General features: G+C 50.2%; 7 protein-coding genes. 2 read left to right on the plus strand and 5 right to left on the minus strand.

Going from position 1 to position 12,663, the window contains the following annotated elements; all coding sequences use genetic code 11:
• Positions 1–84: 84 nt before the first annotated feature.
• The 4 genes from AC286M_RS27460 to AC286M_RS27475 all read right to left on the minus strand — a co-directional run bounded on the left by AC286M_RS27460 (position 85) and on the right by AC286M_RS27475 (position 7,545).
• Positions 85–2,763 (minus strand): CHAT domain-containing protein, encoded by a 2,679-nt coding sequence (locus AC286M_RS27460; RefSeq protein WP_488207411.1) that lies wholly within the window; start codon positions 2,761–2,763, stop codon positions 85–87.
• 4 nt (positions 2,764–2,767) lie between these two features.
• Positions 2,768–5,359: a two-partner secretion domain-containing protein gene (locus tag AC286M_RS27465; protein WP_488207412.1), complete on the minus strand. Its 2,592-nt coding sequence runs from the start codon at positions 5,357–5,359 to the stop codon at positions 2,768–2,770.
• A gap of 178 nt (positions 5,360–5,537) precedes the next feature.
• Positions 5,538–7,061 carry an NF038122 family metalloprotease gene (locus AC286M_RS27470; protein ID WP_488207413.1) on the minus strand — a complete coding sequence of 508 codons (1,524 nt, stop codon included), beginning with the start codon at positions 7,059–7,061 and terminating at the stop codon, positions 5,538–5,540.
• 103 nt (positions 7,062–7,164) lie between these two features.
• Positions 7,165–7,545 carry a hypothetical protein gene (locus tag AC286M_RS27475; protein WP_488207414.1) on the minus strand — a complete coding sequence of 127 codons (381 nt, stop codon included), beginning with the start codon at positions 7,543–7,545 and terminating at the stop codon, positions 7,165–7,167.
• 714 nt (positions 7,546–8,259) lie between these two features.
• Between AC286M_RS27475 and gvpF the strand changes: the two genes are divergently transcribed.
• Positions 8,260–8,991, plus strand: coding sequence for a gas vesicle protein GvpF (gene gvpF, locus AC286M_RS27480; protein ID WP_488207415.1), 732 nt, complete (start codon positions 8,260–8,262; stop codon positions 8,989–8,991).
• 131 nt (positions 8,992–9,122) lie between these two features.
• The gene (locus AC286M_RS27485) at positions 9,123–11,081 is read left to right on the plus strand and encodes an ABC-F family ATP-binding cassette domain-containing protein (RefSeq protein ID WP_488207416.1); all 1,959 of its coding nucleotides are present in this window, start codon (positions 9,123–9,125) and stop codon (positions 11,079–11,081) included.
• A gap of 44 nt (positions 11,082–11,125) precedes the next feature.
• Here AC286M_RS27485 and purD read toward each other — a convergent pair whose 3' ends face one another.
• A complete protein-coding gene (purD, locus tag AC286M_RS27490; RefSeq protein WP_488207417.1) occupies positions 11,126–12,403 on the minus strand; it encodes a phosphoribosylamine--glycine ligase in 1,278 nt (425 codons plus the stop codon).
• Positions 12,404–12,663 lie beyond the last annotated feature (260 nt).

The raw sequence follows: 12,663 nt of genomic DNA on the forward strand, positions 1-12,663 counted from the left end.
CCCTCAAAGATTATTTGACGCAGCACTAGATGTTTGCTTGGCAAGGTTCAGGATCTGAAACTAAAGGATGAGATGATCAGTTGATTAAGTCCAGCTGCCGACTAAAACGAAGGGTGCCCAATAGTAAGGGTGCTGATACTGTGGATCATTCAGGAGCCGAAGCTGGGCCTGCCTAAGCACTTCGCCCCGAGCTTGAGAGTCATCTTGAAGAATCTTGTAAAAATCTGCCATAAACTGGGCTGTGGATTGGTCATTAACCGACCATAACGTCGCGAGCGTGCTGCGGGCTCCAGACCGAATCGCTAACCCTGCTAAACCCAAAGCTGCCCGCCGATCGCCTGCTGCTGTTTCGCAGGCACTGAGAACCAGCAGTTCAATCGGTTTAGCGCGTGGAATCTGGCGTGCCCCTAATAACTGGTCAAATTCTTGTACGCTAATAGGCTCTTCCCAACTCAAAAGAAACGTTTCGCGCGGATTTGAGCTAAAACGCCCATGCGTTGCAAAATGCACAATGGGATAATCATTGGCATTCAGTTGCTCAGTAATAGTAGGTCGGGTAAATTGCTCATTCAGCACCACTCTAGACGGTAGAGTTGTTGAAATTTGCTCAACTTCTTGGACAACACCGGGTAATGCTGCAAACCCTTGCCGAGCTTCAGTGATACCTCCAACTAATACTTGTAAATTAGTCTCTGCCAAGGATTGCGATCGCAACAACTGCAAACCGGGTGTCAATGCAATGCGATACTTCTCAACCAAATAGTGTTCTCCATCATACAGGGCAGCCATTGGCGCATTACGCAAAGTGCCGTCTAACACAAAAACTAGTGTGAGAACCTGATGTTCTGCAAGCTGAGGTTCAAATGGGCGAATCAACCAGTCGTAAATTTGGGCAGAAATATTCAGTCGCTGCTCATTGGAGAAAACAGGATTGAGCGATTGGAGATATTGATCCAATTGAGTTTCCACCTCGGCTGCCGTCAAAGCGACAGTATGATGCTGTAGCGGCTGGTTCGGTATAGATAGGACAACTTCGACCCGATCGGGCAGCACAATAGGATAAAAAATGGCGGCTTGCGAGTCGATTTGGTCGATCCGCTGTGCGGCTGTATCGAGGCAGGCCGATCGAAAAAAGTTTTCCAATTCAGCGACTTGTAGTTCTTCAAATGTATCCTGAGCTTGGCGCAAATCGGCTTCGGAAGCGCCAAGCTGAATGAGTAAGTCAACTAAATCACGGTAAACGGGTTCTACGGTATCCCGAAAAGAAAACTGAAACTCGGCATTGGTCGCAACTAGATCTTGACGAACCTCTCTAAGTGTTTTGACCGCAGCACTATAAGATGCGATCGCATCTGCCCTGCGACCAGACTGAGCTCTAAAGATACGGCCCTGTTGCCATTGCCAACGGTAGGCAATCTCTGGCGAATTATTGAGTTCAGCCAGCATTAGTGCCTGAGCCGTCAAGCGTTCCGCAAATTCCCACTGTTCAGTCAGCTCATAAACCTGGCCTAGTTGCCCCAGAGCTAGCGATTGCGCACGCTCATCCTGCAATTGCCGAGCCAATTGAACTGCAGCTTCTAGATTCTGGGCAATGGCTTCAGGTGTGGTTAAAACGATTGGCGTTGCAAAATTTTCAGCATCGGCTTCAAGCGTGGCTGAACTGGGTTCAGGGTCTGTTTGCAGGGTTTGGAGCAGCATAGCAGCAGCGTTGACCCGAAGATAAACGGTTTGACGACTAGCTGGTAAAGCGCCTAGATCTGCCAGTAAGTTGGGGATAAGCGGTTGTGCCAACTCCCACTGCTGGGTTTCGATTAACAGTTTGATAAAAGCAACGCGTGCCTCCATTTGGGCCAAGGCAGTCGGTGCATACTGTGCTGACTGTTGGTAAAAATCCAATGCTGCGGCCCAATCGCCAGCAATTTGGCTGGCCTGCCCCAAGTCATAAAAAACACTGCTGGTCAGGAGCGGATCGCCAAACTGTTGACTCAACGCTAAACTTTGCAGCAAAATCTCGTTTGCTTGCTCGATATTACCAGTCAAATACAACGCCGACCCCAGTTGCCGCAATCCGGTTGCTTTGACCAAGGATGCTGGGCTGTCCTGAAGTTCATTCCCCAGTCGTCGCAGCAATGCACGGGCCTGACGATAGAGACCCAAGGTTTGCAGTGCTTGGGCTTGATTGAGCTTACTCCCTAAAACCCCAGCCTGATCGTCAGTCGCTCGATACGCGTCTGCTGCTACCTGCCATGTTTCATAGGCCGCTTCTGCATTGCTCTGCGCCAGGTAAAGACTCGCCTGAGTATTGAGGGCATGCGCTAAGATCTGCTGGCTAGCTTGATCGAGTGATCCCTGGTTGAGGTGCTCTAAACTAGTTGCGATCGCACGTTCTGCAGCCTCAAAATCCCCCAGTTGCTGCTGAACAAGAGACAAATAGCTCAACGCTAAAGCAGTATTGAGGCGCTCACCCCGCTGCTGAAATCCAGCACGAGCCGCTTGCCAGTAATTCAAAGCCTCAGCATATTGGCCCGCCTGATAAAACATTAACCCCTGATCCAACGCTTCTACTGGATCACTGGCTAGTTGGGCTATATTAGCCATTTCAGGGAGGGCAAACTCAGATAGCGCTGGGCGTACAATAGCCTGTGATGCAACCTCCGTTGAGATTGCAGGTAGGACTAGCGCAACCGTCAAGCTCATGAGCGCCAAGAGCAGACTGGAGCACCATCGAGGAAACCGGAGCAAACGCCAATACCAACGCACCATTTCTCTATCCTTCATCACGACAGCTTCCGGCAGAGACAAGATGACTTGCAGGTGGAAACATTTGGTTAGTAGGCATCGTAGCCACCAGCATCAAGTTTCCATTGTGATCTACAATCCACCCCCGTGCTTCAACTGGGCTTGTCTCAGTCAAGGCCGCCAATTCGCGATCGCGACTGTTGAGAACTGCAGCTGATACGGCAATGGATTTTTTGGATTCTTCTATGGATGTGTTGGATGCGATCGCAGTGAGCCGCAGATCTTGCCAAACAGATTGATTCAGAATTACCTGACTCGGATCAGCCGGCAGTCCACCTCGGCCAGCGATCACAAATTCATTCCCCGACAGTTGTTCACAGGTTGCGACAATTTGCTCTAGATTTTCTACCCGTTGCTCAGGTTCAACCCCTTGGCTTGGATCCACATCTGGACTGTTAATTTCAACTACCCCGCTAAACTCAGCGCCTAAAGCCGAAGATGCCGTGATATCGCTGTCAGGAGTTAACTCTGACCGAAACTCCGTCCCAACAATGGCATTGGCCGTAACATCTACACGCCCCCCAAAATTGGCCTGAGCATTGGCCGTGATATCGCTATTTCTGAAAGCAACCAGCGCTTCCGTATCTAGCACAATATTGCCACCCGTAGCGCTACCTGTTGCGTTTGTACTGATTCGACTTTGATTTTGCAACAACAGAAGATCCGACAGGATATAGATATTGGCCCGATTTCCCGACACTGTGTCGGCAGTAATCAAGCCGTTGTCTAAGAAAATCTTGGCTACATCCAGGTTGATATTTCCAGCCGCGCCGAAACCCGGTGGAACCCGAGAAGTACTACTGCTAGGGAAATTGCTGACATTAATGGTGGCACCGTCCAACACAGATAATTCCTCTGCAGTGACCGTAATAGTGCCTCCTGCGCCCTCTCCAAACAGTGCGCTGGCAAACAATCCACTCCGACCCTCTGACGTTTGGCCGCTGAGTTCAACGGTGTTAGCGTTGACAAATAAGTCGCCAGCCGGAGCTGAAAAACTTGCCGTGCTGGTTGCAATTTGTCCACCATTGGCAACACGAAGGCGATCAGTATCAATCTGTAACGCTCCTCCAGCACCAGCAGGCGGAATTTCTGCTGCTGTTGTTAGAAGGCTGGGTATTGTTTGATTGCCATTGAAGTCTGAGCCGTTTGAAAATCCTAGAACATCAACAGTTTGGGCATTGATGATGAAATTTCCAGCATTGCCAGGGCCATAAGTACGCGTACCCGCCTGAGCCCCATTTAAGACGCGCAATTGATGGGTATGAAGGGCAATATCACCGCCCTGCCCTGTAACCCCAAAACCAACATTCGTCAAAATAGCGCTAGGCCCGATGGGAAGATCGCCAATTAGCTCAATGGTTTCTGCATTGACAATGATGTCTGCGCCTTGACCTTGGCCAAATATATCGGCGGTAATTTGAGCGCCATCCTCCACACGAAGAGTGCCGACCTGCAAATTGAGCTGACCGCCTCGCGCTGAGCTCGTCGCCTCGACATCAACATTAATCCCCGATTGAATCGCGGCAATCAGGGGAAACGCAGAAATTGGTGGTGGAACAAAACCCGCTAAAAAGAGAGAGTCCGCTGCGATCGCAACATGCCCTCCCACACCTGTGCCGGTCGTATTAGCCAGCAGGTTTGAACCATCTAAAATTTGAATATCCTGTCCACGCAGATGGATTTGGCCACCACGAGTTGGAGCGCTGGTATCAATGGAAGCGGCATTAACCAAGCGAATATCGGCCAACTCTGCCAGACCAGCATAATCAAAGCCGTAGCCCAGACGATTTGCCACCATTTCAACAGTGCCGCCAGTTCCAGCTCCTACCACCACGCGCCCACCAGGAGCCGTTAGGTTGCCGCCATCAAACACAACGTCACCACCAATCAGCGCTAACGTTTGGCCAGAAACCAGTCCTTGCGATCGCAGTGTGCGTAAATCTCGATTAATTGAAAAATCCGGATTGGTAAACAGGTTGTGTCCAGCACCACGCACCATAATCTGTCCTGGAGTGCGCCCCAGTTGCAGCCCAATCGGAGCCGTCACCGTCAGTAAAGTCTCCCTTGTACCAAACACGCTCCCATCCGCAAACTCAATCGCCTGTGCTGTGCTGCCCACAAATGAGCCGCCAACGCTCAGAGTGGCGTTCTCACCTACAACTAGACCGTTCGGATTGAGCAGAAATAGATCAGCATTGTTTTCAACCTGCAACAAGCCATCAATCGAGGTAATTCCGCCCCCAACGACTCGTGCAAACACCCTTTGGATGCTGCCAGGATTAATCAGGTCAGGATTATTGCCAATGCGAAAAACGGCTGATCCATTCGTTGGAATTGAAAAGCGATCAAAGCTATGAAATAAATTACTCCCGACTTCTGCTCCGCCCGTAATCGAACAGTTAGTGCATCCTGGTGCAACAACCGTCCCTGTTGAACCCACTCCTGCACTCGGAGCAATTTGTCCAAATGCTGCAACAGGACAACATACAAAGCCAATCGTGAAGCCAAGTAGCTTAGGGATGAAGGTAGCACTTGCGGCAATAAACTTACGCTGAACCATTTTTCGCTACATCACATCCATATAGATTCATTTCATCGCTAATCGATAGCCAGTAATTTCCGCATTGATGCACCTTTAAGGGAGAAAAATCAAAATTGCCGTTAATAAGACTAGACTGACTTTTAAATATCCCAAACTATCTTAGTCTCTCTACATTTCTTTGAATTTGATTCAAGAATTAATACTTGTGCCAAAATCGCTTGTGCCGCAATCGCCAACTGGCCATAATCATACCGACGAAGCCAAGAACCGATATCGGCTCGGGCACTGCAGTTGACTTAGCCTGATGAGCAACTAGCTTAAAACCCTCAGCATCTGCACGATTAACAGCTGATTGATCTAACGTTTGCCAGCGCATGTATTGCAGGATGTCCGATTCTTGCCACCACCCGCTGGCCGTCCATTCATAAACACTATTAATTTTGCCGTTTTGCCACCACCCGCTGGCCGTCCATTCATAAACTTTACTGTCTTGAATCATCTTGCCGACATCGGCTAGCCGATTGGCAGTCAGATCCTCTTCACGCGCTACCAAGTCTGCGAGGGTTGGCAATTCGATGCCTAACACGTCGCCCAAATCCATTAGCGACTGGTCATACAGATCTGCCAAATCTAAAATCGGCGCATCATCAGCGATATCCCAACCAATCACGTTCAGGGCCATCAGATCACAGTCTTTGACAGAACGCCGCTGGCCCAAGTCCAGCATCGGATCCATGATGCCAATTACATCTCCATCGCGCTGTTCCCAATGACTACCTTGAAATGAGTCAACTGAAGTGCCAGCCGACATTTCACAATTGCGAGTTGCCCCTCCGTCCACGGAAAAATAAGCATCCTCACTCCGAGACAAATCGATAAAGTTCTTGCCCGCTATTTGACTATTAGAGGTATAGCGAAATGCATCTAGTAGATAGGCTTGGTACTGGCTGGAGTTATTGAAATAGTTATAGCTGTAGTTGTAGTTATAACCATAGAAGCTACCGTGGCCGTAGTAACCAGTCTCAAATAGCCAGCCTGAACTACGCCACGGATCATCTAGAACAGCGTCTTGAGTATCAACAATACTGACAAAGCCAAGGTTATGACCAATTTCATGCATGATCACGCTGAGAAAATCAAGCTGATTTTCTCCAGGATTTTGGGTGACATCATAATTCCAACTAATACCAGACGCTGAGGTCAAATCATTCATCAGGATGACGCCATCTAGCCTGCTGTCATCGTTTGTATCTCCTAAACCAAGAGCTTTGGCATTAGCGCTTGTCAGATTAACACTGTTGATTCCTCCTGTGAACGTATTGTCAATAATGCCTCGCAACTGCCGATTGTACTTACCGTCAACTGCCATCGTATTCACAGCCTGCCAATCTGTGTCAGATGCGGCATCTGCTCTTAATGCTTTATACACATCGCCAAATCTTTCTTTGGCCTGAACGCCCGGTAAAGCACCGCCAATGACGCGATCGGGTAGAGCATTCGTCATCTCAATGTAGAGATTGATTTCTGTTTCATCTGTTAAATAGGACGACCACATGCGCCCAGCCGTTTCAACTACCAACATCTGCTCGGCTGTTGTGCCAGGTGCATAGCTGAAGTTGAAGGTTACGGCATGAGCTTTGGGTACAGTCCATACAGCTATTGGAATAGTAGTTGCGATCGCAGTCAGAGCGCGATGTTTCCAACTAAAGCGAGTAAGCATGAGCGTGAACTCCGATTTGACGACGAATAGCCATAACCAAAACACTTGAAATACCTACAGCTATGGCAAGCCTGATTGCTGCTGGTAGTAGATGCAGTACGCATTAGCGAGTACCCCCGCCCTGCATACGTCCAGGGAACTGGCTCCCGGGATGTTCCTGATTGAACACTTGTATAGTGCTGACTACTGCGTCATCTGCGGTTACTATGCTGAGGTCACCAGGCTGATAATTACCAAAGCGATCGGTCATATCACAGCTCTGATGTGCTTGAAATGTTGAAGCAAGGGCACCATTGGATATATCCAATAAGCTGACGCGCCTAACGATTGCAACTGCTGAGCAAGTGTCAGCAGCTGCACCGGAAGTGGAGCTGTAGCTGGCTGTGAATGCTTGTGCCGCTGATGGCAGCAAAACACCAGCAGCCGAACTTGCCAGCAGCGCCAGCACATATTGTTTGTGTTTCTTGTGTCTCTGTCGCGCCATATTGCAAAACCAATTGAGTTGAACACTGGTTGCAACTGCCCTAAAACCTCCGCCAAGAGTGAATCTAATAGGGAATCGACTCGATTCCAGATTGGGTCAGAATGGAATCGACAGCACTGAACATAGCGCTAGAAACACGGACTTTTTTGCGTGTTTATCAATACAACACTTGCATTATTAAACAGTAGATAACTTCCCGCAATTTGACCTAGTAAAGCTCATAAAAGATTTACTGATTACGGTAAGAACATGAGGTCATGAAGCTCAATGTCCACTCCAGAACTGACGAAGCCTAGTGACTATGACTACAAACTGCTTGAATATTATGAAACAGCCATACAGCCTCCGTAATTTCACGGCCTATGCCTCAACTAACAAAGCCTTATTTTGTAACAAAACTTTAATCAGCCTTTAGTGTCCTTTTATTTTTCTCTTACTTATTCTTTTTTGATCGGCACAGTTTTCTAGATCTACATAATTTCCACAAATTTCATATCGCTTTGTTTTGAGCTTGTTGATAGATTTAAGTAAAAATTTGTAGCCCAGTCCTGCCAGATCATTTAAGCCAGACTCTACATAACGTTTTGCGTCAAGGTATAAACGTTTTGGTGAAATGCTCCGCCCTCCCCTAAAACGTCCTAACCTAGATAGCGATCGCACAATCGCACAATCGCACTATCGAACTATTTACCGCAACATACCAACTATCTAACTATGGGATACGGTTTATATCTTTACGGCATTTTCCCGGCTCCAGGGCCGCAAAATCTAGAGCTTGAAGGTTTGGATAAGCAGCCCGTCAAGTCTCACACGATTGATAAATTCACTTTTTTGTACTCGGAAGCCCAACAAGAACGCTACTTGGCGAGTCGGCGCAACCTGCTGGGCCATGAGCGGGTACTGGAGCAATCCATGATGGCTGGCCATCGGACATTACTGCCGCTTCAATTTGGACTGATCATCTCGGAGTGGAATGATGTCATTAGCCAGCTGATTCAGCCTAAACAGGAAGCACTCCAGCAGTTGTTTGCCAAGCTAGATGGACATCGAGAGGTTGGCGTCAAGGTTTTTTGGGAAGAAGCAGCCGAACTCGAAATGCTCATGGCTGAAAATGAGAAGCTTCGCGCTGAGCGAGATCGCTTAGAGGGTAAGAATCTCAGTATGGATGAGGTGCTATATATCGGGCAGGCGATTGAACAGGCCGTTCGCGATCGCAAAGAGGCAATCGTGCAAGTGTTTCAAGATGCCCTGACAGTGTTGGCCGTTGAATCGGTAGAGAACGACCTGCTCACCAGTGCAATGATTTACAACGCAGCGTATCTGATTCCCTGGGATGCTGAATCCAAATTCAGCGCCAAAGTGGAAGCGCTGGATGCCCAATTTCATGACCGACTACGAATTCGCTATAACAATTTCACGGCACCGTTTAACTTTGCTCAACTCTAGCGGCCAACGGCAACCTGATTTCTGGCCGAATTGGGCGGTGATCACGATCAGGTAATAACCCGCTCATCCGAAGTTTTAGGGCAAGATGTAAGACGTGTAGATTTTTCTGTGGAGTACTCTAGCGGATTCGTATGAGTATCTTAAGCCTGCGATCGGTTCAAAAAGACTTTGGCATCAAAGAGATTTTGCGCGAGGCCAACTTCAACCTGGAGGCTAACGATAAAGTGGGCCTAATTGGTACCAATGGCTCCGGTAAGTCCACGCTGCTGAAGATGATGGCAGGCTTGGAGCCGATTGATGGTGGCGAGATTCAGGTCAATTCCAGTCTGCGCCTGGTCTATTTGCCCCAGGAGCCGCAGGTTGATCCGAATAATACCGTTCTAGAGCAGGTGTTTGCCGCCGCTGGTAAGCGGATGGCCTTGGTGCGTCGCTATGAGGAACTGTCACACCAGATGGCCCATGCCCAGGGTGACAAACTGGAGCAGCTCATGAACCAGCTCACCCGCGTCAGCGAAGAGATGGAGGCCGCCAACGCTTGGGAACTGGAAACGAATGCCAAAATCATTCTCACCAAGCTGGGCATTGAGGATTTTGAAACCAAGGTGGGCGATTTGTCTGGGGGCTATCGGCGACGAATTGCCCTGGCGGCAGCACTAATGGCTGATCCGGACGTGCTGCTGATGGACGAGCCGACTAACCATCTCGACGCGGATTCGGTGGAGTGGCTGCAGGATTTTCTGCACCAGTTTCGCGGGGCGCTGCTGCTGGTGACCCACGATCGCTACTTCTTGGATCGGGTGACGAATCGGATTATCGAAATCGACCGGGGCGACTTCTACAGCTACGACGGCAACTATTCGTATTACTTGGAGAAAAAATCACTGGCTGAGACCGCTGCCGCCAGCCGTCAGCAAAAGCATCAGGGTATACTCCGGCGCGAGTTAGAGTGGCTGAAGCGGGGGCCAAAGGCGCGGAGTACGAAGCAAAAAGCCCGTATCTACCGCATTCAAGATATGCAGGAGACGGAATTCAAAGAAGCGCAGGGCAAAGTGGAGATGGATGCCCCGGCTCGCCGCATTGGAAAGAAAGTGATTGAGCTGGAGCATATTTCCAAATCCTACGGCGATCGCAAGATTATCGACGACTTCACGTTTAAGTTTGGCCCCCGCGATCGCATTGGCATCATCGGCGGCAACGGGGTCGGCAAGTCCACGCTGCTGGATATCGTCACCCAGCGCACGGAGCCGGATTCCGGTTCTCTAGACATTGGCTCGACGATTCATATTGGCTACTTCGATCAGCATTCTGAGCAGATGGTGGCTGCGGCGAATCAGGAGCAGCGGGTGATTCAGTACATCAAGGATGTAGCCGAATTTGTCACGACTGCCGATGGTGGCCAAATTACCGCTTCGCAGATGCTGGAGCGCTTTCTGTTCTCTGGCAATCAGCAATATACGCCGCTACACAAGCTATCGGGTGGTGAACGCCGCCGTCTGTTTCTGCTGCGAGTGCTGATGGGTGCGCCCAACGTACTGATTCTGGACGAGCCAACCAACGATCTGGACGTGCAAACGCTGTCGGTTCTGGAAGATTACTTGGAAGACTTTAACGGCTGCGTAATTACGGTATCCCACGACCGCTATTTTCTGGATCGCGTAGTGGAGCGGATTTTTGCCTTTGAGGGCGACGGCGAGATTTGCGAATATCCCGGTAACTATTCAATTTACCTGGATCGGAAGCAGGCTGAGGTGCAAGACGCAAAAGCTGAAGCTGCGATCGCAACTCCAGCGTCTAAATCCAATGCTCAGTCAAACGGCTCGGCTCAAGTTGCGAGTGTGGAGCCGGATGCTAAACAGAACCAGAATCGCAAACGCAAGTTGTCCTACAACGAAAAGCGCGAACTGGCTCAGTTGGAAACTCAAATCCCAGAGTGGGAAGCTGAGAAAGAAACGATCGAAAAAACGCTCTACGGCAATCCGCCCAGCAGCTACACCGAGGTTCAGCAGCTATCCGAGCGGCTGGCGGATCTCACGTCTACGATTGATCACGCGACGGAGCGCTGGCTAGAGCTGTCGGAGCTAGATGCGTAGTTGGAACTGATTGTGTCACCGCAGCGCGGTGACACAATCACGGATTAACCCTGCACTCGATAGCCGATGTCGCGGCGGTAGTAGGCTCCTTCAAAGCTGATTTTTTCAGCCGCTTGATAGGCCAGTGCGATCGCATCTTTAAACGTTTCGCCAGTTGCGGTTACGCCCAGGACTCGACCGCCATCGGTAATGATGACTTGTCCCTGCAAGCGCGTCCCGGCATGGAAGACGGTGACATTCTCTAGCTCATCGGCGGCTTCCAAACCGCTGATCGGCTTTTTCTTCTCGTAGGGGCCAGGGTAGCCACCCGCAGCCATCACCACGCAGGCGGAAGCAGCGGGTTTCCATTCAATCGGCGGCAGGCTTTCCAACCGCTGTTCCACACAGGCCATCATCAGGCTGTCCAAGGGCGTTTCCAGCAGCGGCAGCACCACCTGAGTTTCCGGATCGCCAAACCGACAGTTGAATTCAATCACCTTCGGGTCGCCCTCCGGCGTAATCATCAAGCCTGCGTACAGAATGCCGCGATAGTCAATGCCTTTATCGCGCAGAGCCGCGATCGCAGGTTCCAAGATCTCGGACTGTACCCGCGCCATAATCGCATCCGTAACCACAGGAGTGGGCGCATAGGCACCCATGCCGCCCGTGTTTGGCCCGGTGTCGCCTTCGCCAACCTGTTTATGATCCTGAGCCGGGAGTAGGGGACGAATCGTCAGGCCATCGGTAATTGCCAGCACCGAGGCTTCCTGACCCACGAGGCACTCCTCAATCACAACAGTTTGTCCCGCATCACCGAACTTACCCGCAAAGCTGTCCTGAATTGCTGCCTTGGCTTCGTCAAGCGTAGCCGCAACGGTGACGCCTTTGCCTGCCGCAAGACCATCGGCTTTGATTACAATCGGCGCGCCTTCCTGCTCCACGTATGCGATCGCAGATGTCGCATCGGTAAAGGTGGCCGCCTTGGCCGTGGGAATATTGGCCTCCTGCATGAGCTGCTTAGCCCAGGCTTTGCTGGCTTCGATCTGTGCGCCTGCCTGAGTGGGGCCAAATACCCGGATTTCCTGATCGCGCAAATAGTCGGTCACGCCCAGCGCTAATGGCTGCTCAGGGCCAACCACCACTAAGCCGATATTATTGACCAGACAAAAGCGACTGATTCCCTCAAAATCATTCATGGATAGAGGTAAATTGCGGCAGTTTTCTAAGCGAGCCGTGCCGCCATTGCCTGGAACGCAGACCACCTCTCGCACCTGCGGTGATTGCAGCAGTTTCCATGTCAGAGCGTGTTCACGCCCACCATTGCCAATTACTAAAGCTTTCACCGACACTCCTCTCTCCACCTATGGAACTTGACAGCAAAACGACCCGTCAAATGATGTCTACTGAGATCTAGGCGTTGCTTAATCTGGGGCTAAGTTGTGATGTGGGGGCAGTGCCCCCACATCACAACTCAATCCTTAAATCAGCAATCCCAAAATCTGCATTAACGGCGTCCTTGCTGCAAAGATTCGACTTGTAATGTTCAATTTAAGCAACAATCATCTTATAACGATGCCGAGACCCTGACGTAACTTGTCCGTCA

The sequence above is a fragment of the Thainema salinarum CENA647 genome (genome assembly GCF_057732415.1).

Bases quoted from the DNA above. Each gene is read 5' to 3' on its own strand.
- AC286M_RS27460 (WP_488207411.1), bottom strand. From the start codon at position 2,763: ATGGTGCGTTGGTATTGGCGTTTGCTCCGGTTTCCTCGATGGTGCTCC.
- AC286M_RS27465 (WP_488207412.1), bottom strand. From the start codon at position 5,359: ATGGTTCAGCGTAAGTTTATTGCCGCAAGTGCTACCTTCATCCCTAAG.
- AC286M_RS27470 (WP_488207413.1), bottom strand. From the start codon at position 7,061: ATGCTTACTCGCTTTAGTTGGAAACATCGCGCTCTGACTGCGATCGCA.
- AC286M_RS27475 (WP_488207414.1), bottom strand. From the start codon at position 7,545: ATGGCGCGACAGAGACACAAGAAACACAAACAATATGTGCTGGCGCTG.
- gvpF (WP_488207415.1), top strand. From the start codon at position 8,260: ATGGGATACGGTTTATATCTTTACGGCATTTTCCCGGCTCCAGGGCCG.
- AC286M_RS27485 (WP_488207416.1), top strand. From the start codon at position 9,123: ATGAGTATCTTAAGCCTGCGATCGGTTCAAAAAGACTTTGGCATCAAA.